Raw genomic sequence first — 19,638 nt, forward strand, 5'->3', positions numbered from 1 at the left:
GGCGCTCACGCCGCTTCGACCGGCTCCATCCCGTTGGCGCGGCGCATCTCTTCGCCCGAGTGGCGCACCACCTCGGCGATCCGGGTGAGTTGCTCGGCCAGCGGGCTGGTGCGGCGCCAGATCATGCCGATGGTGCGCGTGGGCTCGGGCCGTTCCAGCCGCGCGACCGAGACGGGGGCCGACCGCGTCTCGACCGGCACGGCCATCTCGGGGATCAGCGTCAGGCCCAGCCCCGCCCCCACCATCTGCACCAGCGTGGCCAGCGAACTACCGTCGAGCCCGCCATGCGCCTCGGCCGTGCCGATCTTGCAGAACGACAGCGCCTGCTCGCGGAAACAGTGCCCCTCTTCCAGCAGCAGCAGCCGCATGCGGCGCAGTGCCTCGCCGCTGGGCACCGGCGCGTCGGCCTCGTCGGCGGGGCGGATCAGCACGAAGCGTTCGCTGAACAGCGCGGCCTCGGTGAAGGCGGGGTCCGAAACCGGCAGCGCCACCACGGCGGCGTCGAGCCGACCGTCCGACAGCTCGCGCATCAGCCGCGGGGTCACCGTTTCGCGCACCTGCACGTCGAGCCCCTCGAACTCGCGCGTCAGATTCACGATCAGCGACGGCAGCAGGTACGGCGCGACGGTGGGAATCACGCCCATCCGCAGCCGTCCCGCCAGCCGGCCGCGCGAGGCGCGGGCCAGGTCCTCGAGCTCGTCGACCGAGCGCAGGATGTCGTGGACGCGCGGCGCGAACGCCTCTCCGAAGCCGGTCAGCCGCACCTTGCGCGCCCCGCGTTCGAACAGCGCCGCGCCGAGCGTTTCCTCCAGTTCCCTGATCTGCATGGAAAGCGCCGGCTGCGAGATGGCGCAGACATCGGCGGCCCGGCCGAAATGTCCCGACCGGGCGAGCGCCTCGAAATAGCGGAGCTGTTTCAGCGTGAGGTTAGCCATAAGCGCACCTTATCCAAAGCATCAGATAATTCAACTTCCACTGATGGTTCGGGAGGGGTATGCAGAACCTCGGAACGGCACGGAGCGACGAGGCGTCGGAGAGGGAACGAAGCGTGCGGACCGCCGCGCACGGCAGAGCGCCACGCCCCCTTCACATCGGCGGACCATGATCACAGGTAATCCGCATCCCCCGACGCCCCGCGTGAACCGGACGACCGACCAGACTTTAATTCGGAGAGAGACATGGACGGGAACGACATCGAACAGACCGGCGGATGCCCGGTGAAGCACCACACCTTCCGGGGTCCGCGCAACAAGGACTGGTGGCCGAACCAGCTGGACCTCAAGATCCTGCACCAGAACTCGACGCTGGGCGATCCGATGGATCCCGACTTCGACTACGCGGAAGAGTTCAAGAAGCTCGACCTCGATGCGGTCAAGCAGGACATCTACAAGGTGCTGACCGACAGCCAGGAGTGGTGGCCGGCCGACTGGGGTCATTACGGACCGTTCATGATCCGCATGGCCTGGCACAGCGCGGGCACCTATCGCAGCGGTGACGGCCGCGGCGGCTCGTCCTCGGGCTCGCAGCGCTTCGCGCCGCTGAACTCGTGGCCGGACAACGCCAACCTCGACAAGGCCCGCCGCCTGCTGTGGCCGGTCAAGAAGAAGTACGGCAAGCAGCTGTCCTGGGCCGACCTGATGATCCTGACGGGCAACTGCGCGCTCGAGTCGATGGGCTTCAAGACCTTCGGCTTCGGCGGCGGCCGCCAGGACGTGTGGGAGCCGGACGAAAGCATCTATTGGGGGACCGAGCAGGAGTGGCTGGCCACCAGCGAAAAGCCGAACAGCCGCTACAGCGAAGGCCGCGCTCTCGAAAACCCGCTGGCCGCAGTGCAGATGGGCCTGATCTACGTCAACCCCGAAGGCCCGGACGGCAAGCCCGACCCGGAAGCCGCCGCGCACGACATCCGCGAGACCTTCGGCCGAATGGCGATGAACGACGAGGAAACCGTCGCGCTGATCGCCGGCGGCCACACCTTCGGCAAGTGCCACGGTGCGGGCGACGCCTCGCTCGTGGGCGCCGAGCCCGAAGGCGCGGACATCGCCGAACAGGGCCTGGGCTGGACCTCGCGCCACGAAAGCGGCCGCGGCGGTCACACCATCACCTCGGGCCTCGAGGGCGCGTGGACGCCGACGCCGACCAAGTGGGACATGGCCTACTTCGACACCCTCTTCGGGTTCGAGTGGAACCTGGTGAAATCCCCCGCCGGCGCCTGGCAGTGGCAGCCGAAGGAGGAATCGGGCCAGCACATCGTGCCCGACGCCCACGACCCCGAGAAGAAGAACCCGCCGATGATGGCGACCACGGACATCGCGCTTCGCGTCGATCCGAGCTACGAGAAGATCTCGCGCCGGTTCCACGAGAACCCCGAGGAATTCGCCGACGCCTTCGCCCGCGCCTGGTTCAAGCTGACCCACCGCGACATGGGCCCGAAGGTCCGCTACCTGGGCAAGGAAGTGCCGCAGGAAGACCTGATCTGGCAGGACCCGGTGCCGGCCGTCGACCACGACCTGGTGGACGACAAGGACGTCACCGAGCTGAAGGCCAAGATCCTCGACAGCGGCCTGTCGGTGCAGGAACTGGTCTACACCGCATGGTCCTCGGCCTCGACCTTCCGCGGCTCGGACAAGCGCGGCGGCGCCAACGGCGCGCGCATTCGCCTGGCCCCGCAGAAGGACTGGGAGGTCAACCAGCCCGAGCAGCTGAAGAAGGTGCTCGACATGCTGGAGGGCATCCGCTCGGCCTTCAACGACGCTCAGACCGGCAACAAGCGCATCTCGCTGGCCGACATCATCGTGCTGGGCGGTGTCGCCGCGGTCGAGAAGGCGGCCAAGGACGGCGGCCATGAGGTCGAGGTGCCCTTCGCGCCGGGCCGCACCGACGCCACGGACGAGCAAACCGACGCCGACTCGTTCGACGTGCTCGAGCCTGTCGCCGACGGCTTCCGCAACTACGTCAAGCCGGACTACACCATTCCGGCCGAGCAACTGCTCATCGACCGCGCGCAGCTTCTGACGCTGACCGGCCCCGAGATGACGGTGCTCATCGGCGGCATGCGGGCGCTCGACGCCAACTTCGAGGGCACCAAACACGGCGTGCTGACCGACCGTCCGGGCGTCCTGTCCAACGACTTCTTCGTCAACCTGCTCGACATGGGCGTGGCGTGGAAGGCGCGCGAGGACGACGCGCGGGTCTTCGAGGGCCGCGACCGCGCCACCGAAGAGGTCAAGTGGACCGGCACCCGCGTCGACCTGGTCTTCGGCTCGAACTCGCAGCTGCGCGCGCTGGCCGAGGTCTATGCCGCGGACGACGCGAAGGAGAAGTTCGTCAAGGACTTCGTCGCCGCCTGGACCAAGGTGATGAACGCGGACCGCTTCGACCTGGCCTGATCGGCGCATCTTCGGCCCTGCGTGTCGAAGGAAAACACGATGGGGGCGCGCGGCTCGATCCGCGCGCCCCTTCTTTCTTCGCGGCGCGGCAGGCGCACCGGGCGCGGGGTCATCTTCGCGTCTTTTCGCCCTGCCCGCTTGGCAAAGGCACGTTCGGGGCCTATACGCGCGCCCTGACCATCCGGAAGGTGACGACATGCAGGGCAGCGCCAATCTCAACATCATGATCAAGGCCGCGCGGAAGGCCGGGCGGAGCCTGGTCAAGGACTTCCGCGAGGTCGAGAACCTGCAGGTCTCGACCAAGGGCGCCGGCGACTTCGTCAGCCGCGCCGACACCGCGGCCGAGAAGATCGTCTTCGAGGAACTGACCCAGGCCCGCCCGAACTACGGCTGGGTCGGCGAGGAAAGCGACCCGGTCGAGGGCAAGGACCCCACGCGCCGCTGGATCGTCGATCCGCTCGACGGGACCAACAACTTCCTGCACGGCCAGCCACACTGGTGCGTGTCCATCGCGCTCGAGCACAAGGGCGAGGTCGTCTCGGCCGTCGTCTTCGACCCTGCCAAGGACGAGATGTTCGTGGCCGAAAAGGGCGGCGGCGCCTGGATGAACGAGATGCGCCTGCGCGTCTCGGGCCGCCACCGCATGATCGAATGCCTCTTCGCCACCGGGCTGCCGCAGGCCGGGCGCAGCGGGCTTCCCGCCGCGATGCAGGAGCTGGGCCGCGTCTTGCCCGCCGCCTCCGGCGTGCGGCAGTGGGGCGCGGCGGCGCTGGACCTGGCCTATGTCGCGGCGGGCCGCTTCGACGGCTACTGGCAGCGCCGGCTGAGCGCCTGGGACATCGCGGCGGGGATGCTGATCGTGCGCGAGGCCGGCGGCCTCGTCGACGGCATCCGCGAGGGCGACGACCCGCTCGAGCGCGGCGAGATCATCGCCGCCAACGAGGGCGTTTTCGACGCCTTCGCCAAGGCCGTGCGGGGCTGAGGCGCCAAGCCTGCTTTCAAACGGTTCCGAGGCGCGGCGGCGTCCCGCCACAGCACCCGACGACAGGGCATCGCCCGACCGAGGGCGGGAGCGATGCGCCCGCCCCTGGGGGCGGTCGGGCGCTGCCCGGGCCGGTGGCCCGGGCGGGTGGCTTCGAGAACAGCGCTGGATGTCTTCCATCCTTGCCGCAGTGGACTGGTCGCAGCCAGAGTGAGCATGTCGACGCTGCGCGCCGGGACGGCCCGGACCACTCCCCGGTCCCACCGCAGCTCACCAACAATAGGGCATCGCCCGGCCGCGGGGGGGGGGGCGCGAAGCGCCCGCCCATGGGGGCGGTCGGGCGCTGCCCGGGCCGCGGGCCCGGGCGGATGAGCCTTAAACGTGTCGCGCAAGCCCCTGATGAGCAGTCGACACCTCCCCGCGCCTCACCGCCGCCGTCCAGTCCGAGGGATCGGTGTCCGGCGTATGCGGTAACGGGCCTCGGGGTGCGGCGGGTGGCCGTGGGTGCGGGTCCAGTAGGCCGGACCGCCGCGCCGCTGCCAGACCGGCAGGGTCAGCGCCAGGCCCACGACAAAGCCCCCGGCATGCGCCCAGTAGGCCACGCCACCCATTCCGGCTGGCGTGGCCGCGCCGGAAAAGACCCGGATCGCGAACCAGAAGCCCAGCACCAGCCAGGCCGGGATCGGGATGACGCGGAAGAACACGATCAGGATGATCAACACGTCCACCCGCGCGCGGGGGAACATCAGAAGATAGCCGCCCATCACCCCGGCGATGGCGCCCGAGGCGCCGACCATCGGGATGGTCGAGGTCGGATCCGGCAACACCTGCGCCAGCGCCGCCCCCACGCCCGAGGCAAGGTAGAAGAGGAGGAAGCGCAGATGGCCCATCTCCTCTTCCAGGTTGTCGCCGAAGATCCACAAAAACAGCATGTTGCCGGCCAGGTGCAGCAGCCCGCCGTGCAGGAACTGCGAGGTGACGAAGGTCACCGGGTCCGAAATCGCCGGGACCAGCGCCCACTGGAAGTAGAAGGCCTGCAACACCCGCTCGTCCGCCATCAGCGGCACGGTGGCGAGGAACACCAGGACGTTCACCGCGATCAGCGCGTAGGTGACGAAGGGCGTGCCCTCCGACGGGTTGTGATCGCGGATCGGGAACATGGGCGCGACGCTCGCCCATGTCCCCGGTCAGGTCAAGCCGATGCCGCCTCGGCCAGAAGCTGCGCGTTCCCGCCCGAGGCGGTGGTGTCCACGCAGACGTGGCGCTCGAGCAGCACGTCGCAGGGGCGCGGCTGCCCCGTGAGAAGCGGCAGGATCGCGCCCTCACGCCGGGCCAGCGCCTGCGCGTAGTCCCGCGCCGTCGCCGCGTCGCCCCACCAGAGCGCGCCTGCGATGCCGTCCCGCTTGGTCAGTTCGTCGGGCGCCATGTCCTCGGCCACGACCGCCCGACCGCCGAGCGCCTCGACCGCCTTCGCCTGCGCGCGGGCGTCGGGGCCGAGGCAGACGAAGGGCGCGCGGGGGAAGGTCGAGTAGCGGTTCGACTCGCCCGTGGGCCCCGGCAGGTCGCGGGGGCCGCCGGACGGTTGCACCTGCAACTGTTGCGATTGCGACTTCTCTGCCCCCTCGGCCCGCGTCATCTTGCGCACGTACATCGGACCGCCCGCCTTGGGCCCGGTGCCCGACAACCCCTCGCCGCCGAAGGGCTGCGATCCGACGATCGCGCCGATCTGGTTGCGGTTGACGTAGAGGTTGCCGGCATGAACCCGCTCGACCACGTGCTGCACGCGGCTGTCGATGCGGGTGTGCAGCCCGAAGGTCAGCCCGAAGCCGCGCGCGTTCACCGCGTCGATCACGGCGTCCAGTTCGTCGGCCTCGAAGGTGGCAAGGTGGAGGACCGGGCCGAAGACCTCTTTCTCTATGGCCTCGATTCCGCTCACGCCGATGACCACGGGGCCGAGGAAATGGCCGCCGGCGGTGGCGTTCAGCTCCTTCAGCACGCGGCCCTCCGACCGCGCCTTGTCCACGTAGCCCTTGATCGCGGCATGCGCCTCGCCGTCGATCAGCGGGCCCACGTCGGTCGCCAGCGACCAAGGATCGCCCAGGCGCAACTCCTCCATCGCGCCAAAGAGCATCTCCTTGAACATCGGCGCGACGTCGGCCTGCACGTAGAGGCAGCGCAGCGCCGAGCAGCGCTGGCCGGCGGACTGGAAGGCCGAGGTCAGGACGTCCGCCACCGCCTGTTCGGCCAGCGCCGTGCTGTCCACGATCATCGCGTTCAGCCCGCCTGTTTCCGCCGTCAGCGGCGCGCCGGGGGCGAGGTTCTCGGCCATCGCCTTGCGGATCTTCAGCGCGGTTTCGGTTGAGCCGGTGAAGGTCACGCCGTCCACCCGCGCGTCCGAGGTCAGCGCCGCGCCGATCTCGCCCCCGCCGGGCAGAAGCTGGATGGCGGTGCGCGGCACGCCCGCCTCGTGCATCAGGCGCACGGCGAGGTCGGCGATGAGCGGCGTCTGCTCGGCGGGCTTGGCCAGCACGGCGTTGCCGGCGGCCAGCGCGGCGGCGATCTGGCCGGTGAAGATCGCCAGCGGGAAGTTCCAAGGCGAGATGCAGGTGACGCGGCCCAGCGGCGGCGCGTCGAGCTCGGCGATGCGGGCGGCGTAGTAGCGCAGGAAATCCACCGCCTCGCGCAGTTCGCCCACTGCGTCGGGTAGCGACTTGCCGGCCTCGCGGGCGACGATGGCGAAGATTTCGCCGTGGTGTTCCTCGTAAAGGTCGGCCACGCCGTTCAACACCCGCGCGCGCTCCTCGGGCGCGGCGTCCCACGGCTGCGCGGCGGCGAGCGCGGTGTCCACGTCGGCGGGCGTGGACCAGCGCACCTCGCCCACCGTGTCGCCCGGATCGGCGGGGTTGGGCAGCGGTTGCGGCTCCCTCGCCGCAGGCTCGCCCGCGAGCAGCGGCGCGGCGGTGAAGCGGGTATCGCGGAAGGGCAGGCGGGCGGCCTCGATCTCCGCCAGATGCGTGGCGTTAGCCAGGTCCCAGCCGCGGGAGTTCGGGCGCTCGGGCAGGAACAGGTCGGTGCCCGGCGGGATCTGCGGCGCGCGGCCCACCATGTCGAACGGGTCGGCGGCGACCGTTTCAGGCGGCACTTCCTCGTCCACGATCTGGTTTACGAAGGACGAATTCGCGCCGTTCTCCAGGAGACGCCGGACGAGATAGGCCAGCAGGTCCCGGTGCGCGCCGACGGGGGCGTAGATGCGGCAGCGGGTCTTTTCCTCGGCCAGCACGATGTCGTGCAGCCGTTCGCCCATGCCGTGCAGGCGCTGGAACTCGAAAACGCTGCGGTCCTCGGCCATCTCGAGGATGGCGGCGACGGTGTGGGCGTTGTGGGTGGCGAACTGCGGATAGATGCGGTCGGTCATGCCCAGGAGCTTGCGGGCGTTCGCGATGTAGCTCACGTCGGTCGCGGCCTTCGAGGTGAAGACCGGGAAGCTTCCCATCCCCAGCGTCTGGGCGTGCTTGATCTCGGTGTCCCAGTACGCGCCCTTTACCAGCCGCACCATGATCCGGCGGTCGAGCTTTTCCGCCAAGGCGTAAAGCCAGTCGAGCGTCGCGCCCGCGCGGGGGCCGTACGCCTGCACCACCACGCCGAAACCATCCCAGCCGTGAAGCTCGGTGTCCGACAGCACCTCTTCGATGACGGCGAGGGACAGGGTCAGGCGGTCGGCCTCCTCGGCATCGACGTTCAGGCCGATGCCCAGCTTCGCCGCCTGCCGGGCCAGCGTGCGGACGCGGGGGACGAGTTCCTCCATGATCCGATCGCCCTGCGCGACCTCGTAACGGGGGTGGAGCGCCGAGAACTTGACCGAGATGCCGGGGTTCTTGGCGATGTCGCCGTGGGTCGCGGCCTTCGACATGGTGTCGATCGCGTCGGCATAGGCCTTGTGATAGCGCTGCGCGTCGCGGTCGGTGCGGGCGGCTTCGCCCAGCATGTCGTAGGAATAGGTGTAGCCCTTGGCCTCCATCTTCCGGCCCCGCTCCATCGCGGCGCTCATGGTTTCGCCCAGCACGAACTGGCGGCCCATCTCGCGCATGGCGCGGCCGACGGCGGTACGGATCACCGGCTCGCCCAGACGGCGCACTGCGCCGCGCAGGTGGCCGACGACGCCCGGCTTCTCGTCCTCGAGCACGCGGCCCGTCAGCATCAGCGCCCAGGTCGAGGCGTTGACGAGCGACGACGACGAGTGACCGAGGTGCTTGCCCCAGTCGGACGGCGCGATCTTGTCCTCGATCAGCGCGTCGATGGTCTCGGAATCCGGCACGCGCAGCAGCGCCTCGGCCAGGCACATCAGGGCGATGCCTTCCTCGGTCGACAGGCCGTACTCGGCCAGGAACATCTCCATCAGCCCCGGCCGGGCCGAGGCGCGGATGCGGCGAACCAGCTCGGCCCCGCGCGCGGTGGTGCGGGCGCGGGCGTCGGGCGCAAGGTCCGCCTCGGCCACCAGATCACGCAGGATGGCGTCCTGGTCGGGATAGGTATCGACGGACAGGCGGGCGAGCGGGGGGGTGACGGTGTCGCGCGGCATGGTCTCCTCCGGTATGATAATCTAATGTAGCGCGAAGCGGCGCGACGATCGGCCCGATCTTTCGCGCCAGACAGGCGAACGTTCTGAATGAAGGGGCTTTGACGATGCAATTGAACGACAGCGGGCTCGACGGCTTCGACCGCGCGATCCTGCGCGAGCTTTCGAAAAACGGCCGGATCAGCGTCACCGCGCTGGCCGAGAAGATCGGGTTGTCGAAGTCGCCCACGCAGGCGCGGCTCAAGCGGCTGGAGGCTGACGGCATCATCATGGGCTACCGCGCCCTGATCGATCCCGTGCGCGTGGGGCGCGAGCACGTGGCCTTCGTCGAGGTGAAGCTGACCGACACGCGCGAGGCGGCGCTGGCCGCGTTCAACAACGCCGTTCGGCAGGTGCCCGAGGTCGAGCAGTGCCACATGATCGCGGGTGACTTCGACTACCTGCTGAAGGTGCGCACCGGATCGATGACGGATTACCGCGAGGTGCTGGGCGAACGCATCTCGGCGCTGCCGCATGTCAGCCAGACCTCGACCTACGTGGCGATGCAGGCGGTGGTCGATGCGGCGCTGTGATCGGGGGCGGCGCCTTCTTTCACCGGAAGGGCGGAGGCGGCTGGCGTCCCGGCTCCGGTCGCTGGTGCGGCTCCGCGAGCAGCGCGTGTCCGGGGCCGCTTGCCGGGCGGCCTGACAAGCAGCCGGTCCGAGGCATGGTATGGGCCGATCTTTCGGTGGTGCGGGCGGCGGGACTCGAACCCGCACGGGCGATGCCCTAGCGATTTTAAGTCGCTTGTGTCTACCGTTCCACCACGCCCGCGACCGGCCTTCCGGGGCCGCGTTCTACCCCACCGAGATCGCGCCGACAACTCGCCCGTGCGCGGCTCTCACTCCAGCGCGAAGACCACGGTGACCTGAGCGCTCACGTCGATCTCGCCCTCGGCGACGGGGACGGAGCGGGCCATTTCCATCATCACGGGGCCCGGCTGGCCGCCTCCCCCGTTCTCGGTGATCGAGACGATGGTGCCCAGCTCCTGCTCCGCCGCGCCGGCGATGATACGGGCCTTGCGCATCGCGTCCTCGACGGCGGCGACGCGGGCGGCATCCTCTGCCGGCTGCGGCTCCTGCAGACCGAAGCGCAGGCCGTCGAAGACGTTCGCGCCGTCGGTCACCACGGCGTCGAGCACGCCGCCCAGCGACTGAAGGTCGAGCACCCGCACCGACAGCCGGTTGACCGCGCGGAACCGCTCGATCTCGGGCGTGCGAGCGGGGCCGTCGACCGCGCGATCGGCATAGACGGGGTGAAGGAGCAGCTGGTCGGTCTGGATGTCGCTGGCCGCGACGCCGGCCTCGACCAGCCGCGACAGCACGCGGGAGGTGGCGACCGAGGTCTCCTCGACCGCCTCGGCCGCACTCGGGGCCTCGGCCGCGACGCCGAGGTTGATCGTCGCCATGTCGGGCGCGTGCGTCACGCTGCCCTGCCCGGTCACCGTCAGCCGCCCCTCGGGCGTCTGCGCCGCCGCGACGCCCGCCCAGACCAGCGCCAGCACGAAAATCAGCCTGCTCATCGTAATTCTCCCGAAGCCCGCGCCGGCGACACCCTGCCGCCGGACCGCCGCCTCCGCCGTTTTCTTTGGCGTGAAGCTGTTGTAGTTGTAGGCCAGTCATACTCGGGACGCTGGTCCTGCGCCACAGATTAGGCCGTTGACATGAAGCCGAACTTCGCTCTCGAACTGTCGCTCGACGGCATCCGCCTGCACCACCTCGCCGCCGAGGGGGCGCCGTTCCTCGGAGAGGCGCGGCTCGACGATCCGGAGTTCGAGGCGCGGGTGGACCTGCTGCGGCGCGACGCAGAGGCGCTGTCGGACGGGCCGCTACGCACCGAGCTGGTAATCCCGAACTCCGAGATCCTGTATTGCACCCTGCACGTTCCCGGCGGCGACGACACCGCGCGCCGGCAGGCCGTGCGCGCGGGGCTCGAGGGGCGCACCCCCTACACGCTGGACGAACTGGTCTTCGACTGGTGCGCGGACAAGGACGCCGCGCAGGTCGCCGCCGTGGCCCGCCAGACCCTGGACGAGGCGCAGGCCTTCGCGGCGCAGAACGGCTTCAACCCCGTCCGCTTCACCGCCCGCCCCGAGGCCGGCGCGTTCCCGGGGCAGCCGGACTTCGGGCCGGTCGGGGGATTGGGGGACGCGGTTGAGGCGACGGCGGCCGGCGCGGAGCGCGGTCAGGCGGTGGAGCCTCCGGAGGCGGAGGACCGCGGCGAGGAGCTCGCGCAGGCTGTTCCCGAGAAACCGGTAGAGGCCGGGGCGACGGTGGCGGCCCATGAGCCGGGACAGGCGGATTCGGAAGCCGCCCGGACAAGTGCGGCAACGGCCGTCTTCGGGCCTCCGATCGAGGCGGCGGCGGATGCCGAGCCGGGACAGCCGGGCTCGAAGGACATAGGGGCGAGTCCCGCGCCGACCGTTTCCGCACCTCCGGCCGAGGCCGGGGCGACAGCTTCTACCGGCGCGTACGCCGAGACGGCGCGCGCGGGTGAACCGAACGGGACGCAGGAGAGCGTCGAGGACGACGCCCCTGCGGAGGAGCCGGCGGATCGAGTGCAGACCGAGGGTGCGACGGCCTCGGAGGGCGCGGATGCCGCTCGCTCCGATAGCCGTGGACCGGGTCATGACGACCGAACCGTTCCGGATGAGCGGAAGCAAGAGACGCGCGCCCTGGAAGAAGGGGACGCCAAGGGCGCTCCGACCTTGGCGGGCTCCGAACCCTCGCCGGGTCTTGCAGCTCTTGCACCGGATGTGTCCGGGCGGAAGCCCCTGCGGGGCGACATGGGCGTCACCGACGACACCGACGCGGCCCACGCTCCGCAGGATCGCTCCGCCAAGCCGACTGGCGACCGTCACACGTCACGGGCCGACAAGGCACCTCGCCCTTCCGCTCTGGACGACGGAGCAGCCGTCGCAGCCGGCGACGAAGAGAGTTCACGAGGAGCGGGCGAAGCCTCCGGCCCATCGTCGCGCACGCTTGGCCCGAAGCTGGGCGCGCCCGGCTTGATCGGCCCGCGCTTTCCCGTCGCCGAGGACACGGCGAAGGCGAAGGAGCACGCCCGGCCAAAGCTCGGCCCGTCGCTGCGGCCGGCGAACATGGAGCCCGTTCTGCCCCCGACCGGTCCTGCGGCAGCGAGCCTTGCCCCGGCGCGCGGGGCGGACGGCGAGGCGCTGGCGCCCGAGGCGCGGGACCGGCTGACCGCGCGCATGGCCGCCGGGCACACGCTGGACGAGGAAGAGGCGCTGACCGTCTTCGGCGCGCGGAGCCGGCCGGAGCGGCGGGGCGGACGGCGCATCGTCCTTGCCGCGGGACTCGCCGCCGTGGTGGCCGCAGGCGCGGCCTATGGTGCGTGGAACGTGCTGGGCGGGTCGCCGGCGGGCGAGATGGTGGCGCTCGACAGCTCGGCCCTCGCGCCCGAGGACCGGGCGGTGGTCCTGATGGAGGAAGCGGCGCAGCCCGACCTGCCGGATGCGCGGGCGGCGCGAGATGTGGCCTCTGCCCCTGAGCCGACACCGGCAGGGATTGGCCCCACCGCGCCTGTCGATACCACAAGCGCTGCCCCGGAGGAGCAGGCGGTGGAGAGCGCTGCCCGAGGCCAGGCGGATGGCGCGGATGTCCCCGAGCGAGACGCCGCACCCACGGAGGCGGCGACCGACAGCACGTCCACCGCGTCCGCAACACCGGTCGAGACGGCCTCCGCCAACGCCGGGACCGGCGCATCGGTGGACATGGCGTCCTCTGACGCTCAGCCGGACATCGCACTCGCCAACGCCGCACCCGGCCCGCTGACACCGCAACAGGCGGTCACCCGCTATGCGGCGACCGGCATCTGGCAGCTCTCGCCGGAAGAGCCCGCCGCCCCGCCGGGCGGGGCCCCCAACGACGTCTACCTCGCCTCCGTCGATCCGGAGGTGGAGCTGTCCGACCTAACGCCGCTTTCCGCCCCGCCGGCAGAGGCCGCCGCGTCGCTCGAGGCGCCGTTGCCGCCCGCCCCCGCCGGCACCACCTTCGAGATGGGCGAGGACGGGCGCGTGGTGGCGACGCCAGACGGCGCGCTGTCGCCCGCGGGCGTCCTCGTAACCGCAGGCGCGCCGCCGATCACGCCCCCGCAAACGCCGGAACGGCCGGCGGTCGTGGCCGGCATTCCGGAGGAACTTCAGCCCACGACCGGGACGCCCGCGATCCGCCCGCGGCCGCGCCCCGCGACAGCAGAGGATACGGCATCGCAGGCCGATGACCTGCCCGAGGTTGCCGAGGCGGTGTCTGGTGTCGTGGAGGACGTGGCGCGCGACGACGCGGTGGCACGCGCGGTCGAGGCCGCCCGCGCGTCGAGCGCGGCGTCGTTGTTCGCCCGCACCGACGAAGAGGCGGTCGAGGGCGCCGAGGCCGAGGAGGAGAGTGCCGAGGCGTCGCCCTATGCCGTCGCTCGTTCGCTTCGCCCCGCCAGCCGGCCCGAGGATTTCGAGGAGCGGGTCGCGCCAGTCCAGGTGGCGGCGGCCAGCTCGGTGGTCACCCCGAGCCGACCCACTGCGCCCGAGGTGGCGCGCCGGGCGACGCTGTCGGACGAGCTGAACCTGCGGCGGCTGAACCTCGTGGGGGTCTACGGCTCGGACGCGGATCGCCGCGCGCTGGTCCGCCTGCCCTCGGGCCGGTTCGTGAAGGTCAAGGTCGGCGACAGCGTCGACGGCGGGCGCATCGCGGCGATTGGCGAGTCCGAAATTCGCTACATCAAGAACGGCCGCGACGTGACGCTGAGCATGCCGCAGGGCTGACCGGGGCGGCTCAGCCGATCAGGCGGGCATACTCGATCTTCGGGCAGCGGTCCTGGATGACGGTGACGCCGGCCGCCTCCGCCCGCGCCGCCGCCGCGTCGTCGCGCACGCCAATCTGAGTCCACAGCACGTCAAGGTCGGGAAACCGTTCAATCGCCGCGCCGACGACCTCGGCCACCGCGTCCGAGCGGCGGAAGACGTCGATCATGTCCACCCCGTCGGGCAGCGAGGCGATGTCGGGCACGACGACCTCGCCGAACAGGTGCTTGCCGCCGTGGCCCGGGTTGACCGGGATCACGCGGTAGCCCTTCTGCCGCAGGTATTGCGAGACATAGTGCGACGGGCGCGCGGGATTGGGCGAGGCGCCGATGCAGGCGATGGTCTTCACCCGGCCCAGCACGTCGCGCAGCAAATCATCGGAGTGGGTCATGCCCCGAGTTTCGGACAAAAAAGCGCCCGAAGCAAACTCCGGGCGCAGTGTCGGAACGAGGGACAGTGAAGTGAAACGCAGGGTGTTCCGCCCCCACGATCATGACCCATAGTTAGGGACGCTGCCCTTGGGTGAAAGGGGCGGTAATGTATCTGTGAAGATAAAATTCTACTTGCCTGTGGCAGCGGCGCATCGCCGGCGGGGTTACGCCTGCCGCGCCGCGTAGAGCGAGACCGCCGCCGCGTTCGACACGTTGAGCGACCCGAACGGGCCGGCGAAGGGGATCTTCACCAGCCGGTCGCAGGTGTCGCGCGTCTTTTCGCGCAGGCCCGGCCCCTCGGCCCCCAGCACCAGCGCCACCGGGCGGTCACCGGTGTCGGCCAGCGCCTCACCCAGCGTCGCCTCGGCCTCGCCGGCTAAGCCCAGCAGCACGTAGCCCATGTCGCGCAGCCGCTCGAGCGCGGAGGCGAGGTTCGTCACCCGCAGGTACGGCTGCCGCTCGAGCGCACCCGACGCCGTCTTGGCCAGCGCGCCGGTCTCAGGTGCGGAGTGGCGGGCGGGGGCGATCACGGCGCGGGCGCCGAAGACCTCGGCCGAGCGCAGGATGGCGCCGACGTTGTGCGGATCGGTCACCCGGTCGAGCGCGACGACCACCGGCCGCCCCTGCCCGCCCGTGGCACAGCGCTCCTCGACCGAGCCCCAGTCCAGCGGCTTGACCTCGAGCGCCGCGCCCTGGTGCACCGAGCCCGGGTCGAGCGGGGCGGGAAACTTGCGCGGATCGGCGATCTCGGGCGCGATACCCGATCCGGTCACCGCCTCGCCCAGCCTGTCGGCGGCGTTCTTGGTCAGCACCAGCCGCAGCTTTTCGCGCGCCGGGTTCTCGAGCGCGTCGCGCACCGCGTGCAGGCCGAACAGCCACACGGTTTCGGCCGCCGCCGCACGGCGCCCGCGCTCTTTCTCGATCACCCATTTCGGCTTCTTCATGGCTCTCTCGCCCCACGCTTGCTGAGGGTGCACCCATGCGATGCTGACGTGGCGCACGCAAGGGATTTTGCGGTTGACGCCTCCGCACCGCCCGAGTATCCCCCACCCCACGCCGGACGGAGCGCCGGCGCTAGGGCGACGTGCTGCAAGGTGCGGCAGCGGACTGTAAATCCGCCGGGGAGACCCATGCCAGGTTCGATTCCTGGGTCGCCCACCATTCACCTCCTGTAAATCAGAATGATGGTAGGACCCGCGCAAGGCGCCGCGTGTCCGGTTTCCGCGTTCCGGCCCGCGGCGGAGTCATGTCGAGGGAGGAACTGCATGGCCAGGATCAAACGCTACACCGTTCTGTCGGCGCTCTATCGCGAGGATGCGGATACCGCCGCCCTGCGCGACCGGCTGTCGAAACAGGTCGAGGAATACCTGGCCGCCGGGTGGCAGCCCCATGGCTCGATGAATGTCGGGATGAACGACAATCTGCTCGTTCTGATGCAGCCGATGGTGAAATACCAAAGCGCCTGAGGAACGGCGGGTCAGGAACGTCTTCCTCTTCGGGCACGTTGCCGCAACGGCCGGACGAGCCGCGGCTGCAACGACGGTGGAGACCGCATGGACTATATCCTCGCCCTTCTGAGCGACCCCGCCGCATGGGCCGCTCTGGTGACGCTCATCGCGATGGAAATCGTGCTGGGCATCGACAACCTGATCTTCATCTCGATCCTCACCAACAAGCTGCCCGAGGACCAACGCGCCCGCGCGCGCCGCATGGGCATCGGCGGGGCGCTGATCCTGCGGCTGGGGCTTCTGGGCACGGTCGCGATCATCGTGCAACTGACCGACCCGGTCTTCACCGCCTTCGGCCACGGCTTTTCCTGGCGCGACCTGATCCTGATCGCGGGCGGGTTGTTCCTGGTCTGGAAGGCCACGAAGGAGATCCACCACAACGTGGATCCCGACCCCGGCCCCGACATGTTCGAGGGCGGGCGCAGCATCGGGTTCTCGGCCGCGATCCTGCAAATCCTGCTGCTGGACCTCGTCTTCTCGGTCGACAGCATCATCACGGCCGTGGGCATGACCGACCACGTCCCGATCATGGTCGTCGCGGTGCTTGTCACCGTGGGTGTGATGTTGCTGGCCGCGGACCCGCTGGCCAACTTCATCGCCGACAACCCCACCATCGTGATGCTCGCGCTCGGCTTTCTTCTGATGATCGGCACGACTCTGATCGCCGACGGCTTCGGGGTGCACGTGCCGAAGGGCTACATCTATGCGGCGATGGCCTTCTCGGCGCTGGTCGAGGTGCTCAACATTCTGGGCCGCCGCGCGCGACGCAGGCGCGGGGAGCCGCGCCCGCACGCTGAACGATGAGCGCCGACGGCACCGCACGGCCCACGGGCCCGAAGGTCGAGGTTGCGTGGCTGATCGAAGCCGGGGCGAGCGAGCGGCTGCGCCAGGCGGTTCCGGCGGCGGCGGACGCGATGGCCGGGATGCTGTCGGGTTGCCTGCCGGCCTTCGACTGGCACGTGAGCACCGTGACCCGCTCCGACGACTCGGGCGGCGGCACGGTGGAACCGGTGCGCCTGCTCGACGCGGCCGAGGTCGAGCGGGACGCGGGCGGCTGGGACTTCGTACTGGTCGTCACCGAAAGCGAACTGGCCAGCCATGTCCACCCGCAGGCCCTGGGCGTGACGTCGAGCGTGTTCGAGACGGCGATCCTGTCCACCGCCTTCCTCACCCGCACCGATGCCGAGGACAACGCGCTTGCCCGCCGGCTGACGGCGTTGGCGCTGCACCTCTTCGGGCGGCTGAACGGCCTGTCGCCGGACGCCGCCGGCGACCTGATGGCGCCCATCGACGTGCCCGGCGACCTGGACGGCCGCAACCGCTTCACCGAAGCGGCCCTGCCGGTGCTCGGACGGCGGCTGGAAGAGGTCGCCGACCTGCGGGTGGAAGAGATGGAGGGTGCGGGCGCGGGGCCGGTGGCCTTCTACGCCCGCTCGCTCTGGCGCAACCGCACCGCTCTGCCCGGCGCGATCTTCCGGATGCGGCCGTGGAGCTTTCCGCTGCGGCTGAGCCGCCTGACCACCGCCGCCGCCTCGGCGCTCGCCGTGCTGATGATGACCGCGGAGTCGTGGGAGGTGGCGGCGAACCTGGGCCTTCCCGCGGTGGTGGTGCTGTCGCTTCTCGCGCTGACGGCCACCAGCGTCTACCTCTTGCGGGCGCAGCGCCTGCTGGCCCCGCGCCGGGGGCCGCTGCGCGAACAGCGGGCCGTCAGCAATGTCAGCACCGTCGTCGCCGTGGCGTTGGGGATGTGCGTGACCTACCTGAGCGTCTTCGCCGTGGCCTTCGCCATGGGGGCGGGGCTGTTCGGCGACGCGCTACTGGCCGGCTGGGTCGGGGCCGGCGAGCTGCCTGGCCTGCGCCCGCACATGGCCGCCTTCACCGCCTCGCTCAGCGTGGCGATCGGCGCGCTCGGCGCGTCGTTTGAACCCTACGGCTATTTCCGGCACGTCACGCAGGTGGACGAGGAGGTGTAGGACACGCTTTACCGGTGCCGCACGGGCGTTACCATCGACGAATGACAGCACCACGGAGGCCCCGATGCGCACCGCCCCGCTCGCCGCTCTCGCCCTTGTCACCGCGCTTCCGGCGGCGGCGCAGGAGGTGACCGTCCGCCACGGCATCTCTCCGTTCGGGGAGCTGAAGTACCCGCCGGATTTCCCGCATTTCGAGTACGTGAACCCGGACGCGCCGCAGGGCGGCACGCTCAGCTTCCGCGGCACCGGCGCCTCACGCACCTTCGACAGCCTGAACCCGTTCATCCTGAAAGGCGAGCCGGCCCAGGGGCTCGAGCGGCTCTACGACACGCTTCTGGCGCCGTCGCTCGACGAGCCCGGCGCGGCCTATGGGCTAATCGCCGAGACGGTGGAATACCCCGAGGACCGCAGCTGGGCGATCTTCAACCTGCGTCCCGAGGCGCGTTTCACCGACGGCGAGTCTCTGACCGCCGAGGACGTCGTCTTCACTTTCGAGGCGCTGAAAGAGCACGGGATGCCCTGGTACCGCATCACGCTCGCCGACGTGGAAACGGTCGAGGCACTGGACCCGCATCGGGTGAGGTTCACCTTCCGCGAGGGCGCGGCGACCCGCGACCTTGCCGCCGAGGTGGGCAGCATCGAGATCCTGCCCGCACATTACTACGCCGAGGTGCCCTTCGAGGAGTCGACGCTCGACCCGCCCGTGGGCTCGGGCGGGTTCGAGGTGGCCGAGGTGTCGCCCGGCCGTTCGATCACCTATTGCCGGACCGACGAGTACTGGGGCGCGGAGCTGCCGGTGAACGTTGGCAAGGACAACTTCGACTGCGTCGTCTACGAATATTTCGGCGACAACACCGCCGCCTTCGAGGCGCTGAAAGTCGGCGAGTACCTGTTCCACGAGGAGTTCACCTCGGCCCTCTGGGCCACCGCCTATGACTTCCCGGCGGTCGAGAGGGGTTGGATCAAGCGCGAGACGCTGCCCGATGGACGCCCCTCCGGCGCACAAGGCTTCTGGTTCAACCTGCGCCGCGAGAAATTCGCCGACCCGCGCGTGCGCGAGGCGATCGCGCTGATGTTCAACTTCGAATGGGCCAACCAGACGCTGTTCCACGGCCTCTACGAGCGCACGGACAGCTTCTGGGAGAACTCGGAACTCGAGGCCGAGGGCCTGCCCGAGGGTGACGAACTGGCCCTGCTCGAAGAATACCGCGACCAGCTGCCCGAGGCGGTGTTCACCGAACCCGCCTATTCCCCGCCGGTGAGCAGCCTGAGCCAGACCGACCGGCGCGCGCTGCGCGAGGGCTCGCGACTGCTGGACGCGGCGGGCTGGACCGTGGGGGAGGACGGCCTGCGCCGGAACGCGCAAGGCGAGGTGCTGCGGGTCGAGATGGTCGACGACAGCCCCGCCTTCGAGCGCATCGCGCTGCCCTTCATCGGCAACTTGCGCGCGCTCGGGATCGACGCGACGCACACCCTGATCGACCCCGCGCAGATGCAGGAGCGGCAGGAGGTCTTCGACTACGACATCGCCATCGGCCGGCTGGTCATGCAGCTCAGCCCCTCGGTCGAGCTGCGCTCGCTTTTCGGATCCGAGGGCGCGGACAACCCGGGCACGCTGAACCTGGCGGGCGTCGCGGACCCGGTGGTGGATGCGCTGATCGAGCGGATCATCCAGGCCGAGAGCCGCGGAGAGCTGGTCACGCGGGTCCGTGCGCTGGATCGGGTGCTGCGGGCCAAGCACATCTGGGTGCCGAACTGGTACAAGGGGTCGCACTTCCTGGCCTACTGGGACGTCTTCGGCCGGCCCGAGGAGAAGCCGCCATACGACCGGGGCGACGATTTCTGGTGGTGGGACGAGGAGAAGTACCAGAGCTTGCGGGCCGAGGGCGCGCTGCGGTGACGCCGCGCGGGCGGTGAACGCGGG

Annotated in this window: 14 protein-coding genes and 2 tRNA genes; 9 read left to right on the forward strand and 7 right to left on the reverse strand. The window is 70.3% G+C overall.

Translation table 11 applies throughout. The annotated features are described in order from the left end of the window. Nucleotides 1-5 precede the first annotated feature (5 nt). A complete protein-coding gene (locus BM162_RS10610; RefSeq protein WP_093421473.1) occupies nt 6-935 on the reverse strand; it encodes a hydrogen peroxide-inducible genes activator in 930 nt (309 codons plus the stop codon). A gap of 243 nt (nt 936-1,178) precedes the next feature. Here BM162_RS10610 and katG point away from each other — a divergent pair, with 243 nt between their 5' ends. Both katG and BM162_RS10620 read left to right on the forward strand, forming a co-directional pair. Further along, nucleotides 1,179-3,389: a catalase/peroxidase HPI gene (gene katG, locus BM162_RS10615; protein ID WP_093421475.1), complete on the forward strand. Its 2,211-nt coding sequence runs from the start codon at nt 1,179-1,181 to the stop codon at nt 3,387-3,389. Nucleotides 3,390-3,585: 196 nt separating this feature from the next. After that, nucleotides 3,586-4,371, forward strand: coding sequence for an inositol monophosphatase family protein (locus BM162_RS10620; RefSeq protein WP_093421477.1), 786 nt, complete (start codon nt 3,586-3,588; stop codon nt 4,369-4,371). Nucleotides 4,372-4,796: 425 nt separating this feature from the next. On the opposite strand, the gene BM162_RS10625 is transcribed toward BM162_RS10620, so the two are convergent. Continuing rightward, a complete protein-coding gene (locus BM162_RS10625; RefSeq protein WP_093421479.1) occupies nt 4,797-5,531 on the reverse strand; it encodes a rhomboid family intramembrane serine protease in 735 nt (244 codons plus the stop codon). A gap of 32 nt (nt 5,532-5,563) precedes the next feature. Continuing rightward, nucleotides 5,564-8,950, reverse strand: coding sequence for a bifunctional proline dehydrogenase/L-glutamate gamma-semialdehyde dehydrogenase PutA (gene putA, locus BM162_RS10630; RefSeq protein WP_093421481.1), 3,387 nt, complete (start codon nt 8,948-8,950; stop codon nt 5,564-5,566). 104 nt (nt 8,951-9,054) lie between these two features. Between putA and BM162_RS10635 the strand changes: the two genes are divergently transcribed. Further along, complete coding sequence (locus BM162_RS10635) at nt 9,055-9,519, forward strand: Lrp/AsnC family transcriptional regulator (RefSeq protein WP_093421652.1); 465 nt, start codon at nt 9,055-9,057, stop codon at nt 9,517-9,519. Between the two features lie 156 nt (nt 9,520-9,675). Here the strand turns inward: BM162_RS10635 and BM162_RS10640 are convergent. Together BM162_RS10640 and BM162_RS10645 are read right to left on the reverse strand one after the other, a co-directional pair. Beyond that, nucleotides 9,676-9,760, reverse strand: a tRNA-Leu gene (locus tag BM162_RS10640). Between the two features lie 67 nt (nt 9,761-9,827). Beyond that, complete coding sequence (locus tag BM162_RS10645; protein ID WP_093421482.1) at nt 9,828-10,508, reverse strand: SIMPL domain-containing protein; 681 nt, start codon at nt 10,506-10,508, stop codon at nt 9,828-9,830. A 141-nt stretch (nt 10,509-10,649) separates the two neighbouring features. On the opposite strand from BM162_RS10645, the gene BM162_RS22775 reads away from it, so the two are divergent. Then, complete coding sequence (locus BM162_RS22775; protein ID WP_093421484.1) at nt 10,650-13,763, forward strand: hypothetical protein; 3,114 nt, start codon at nt 10,650-10,652, stop codon at nt 13,761-13,763. Nucleotides 13,764-13,773: 10 nt separating this feature from the next. On the opposite strand, the gene BM162_RS10655 is transcribed toward BM162_RS22775, so the two are convergent. Both BM162_RS10655 and rlmB read right to left on the reverse strand, forming a co-directional pair. Beyond that, nucleotides 13,774-14,193, reverse strand: coding sequence for a CoA-binding protein (locus BM162_RS10655; protein ID WP_093421486.1), 420 nt, complete (start codon nt 14,191-14,193; stop codon nt 13,774-13,776). Between the two features lie 204 nt (nt 14,194-14,397). Next, entirely contained in the window at nt 14,398-15,177 is a 780-nt protein-coding gene (gene rlmB, locus BM162_RS10660; protein ID WP_093421490.1) for a 23S rRNA (guanosine(2251)-2'-O)-methyltransferase RlmB, read from the reverse strand. 133 nt (nt 15,178-15,310) lie between these two features. Between rlmB and BM162_RS10665 the strand changes: the two genes are divergently transcribed. From BM162_RS10665 to BM162_RS10685, 5 genes are all read left to right on the forward strand, one after another. After that, nucleotides 15,311-15,394: transfer RNA gene (locus tag BM162_RS10665), tRNA-Tyr, on the forward strand. A 104-nt stretch (nt 15,395-15,498) separates the two neighbouring features. After that, nucleotides 15,499-15,699 (forward strand): DUF1737 domain-containing protein, encoded by a 201-nt coding sequence (locus BM162_RS10670; RefSeq protein ID WP_177215130.1) that lies wholly within the window; start codon nt 15,499-15,501, stop codon nt 15,697-15,699. An 87-nt stretch (nt 15,700-15,786) separates the two neighbouring features. Beyond that, complete coding sequence (locus tag BM162_RS10675; RefSeq protein WP_093421495.1) at nt 15,787-16,545, forward strand: TerC family protein; 759 nt, start codon at nt 15,787-15,789, stop codon at nt 16,543-16,545. Then, nucleotides 16,542-17,714, forward strand: coding sequence for a hypothetical protein (locus tag BM162_RS10680; RefSeq protein WP_093421498.1), 1,173 nt, complete (start codon nt 16,542-16,544; stop codon nt 17,712-17,714). The genes BM162_RS10675 and BM162_RS10680 overlap by 4 nt, the downstream gene beginning before the upstream one ends. Before the next feature lie 64 nt (nt 17,715-17,778). Then, complete coding sequence (locus BM162_RS10685; RefSeq protein WP_093421500.1) at nt 17,779-19,614, forward strand: extracellular solute-binding protein; 1,836 nt, start codon at nt 17,779-17,781, stop codon at nt 19,612-19,614. Nucleotides 19,615-19,638 lie beyond the last annotated feature (24 nt).

The sequence above is a fragment of the Tranquillimonas alkanivorans genome (genome assembly GCF_900115595.1).
Classification (GTDB): domain Bacteria; phylum Pseudomonadota; class Alphaproteobacteria; order Rhodobacterales; family Rhodobacteraceae; genus Tranquillimonas; species Tranquillimonas alkanivorans.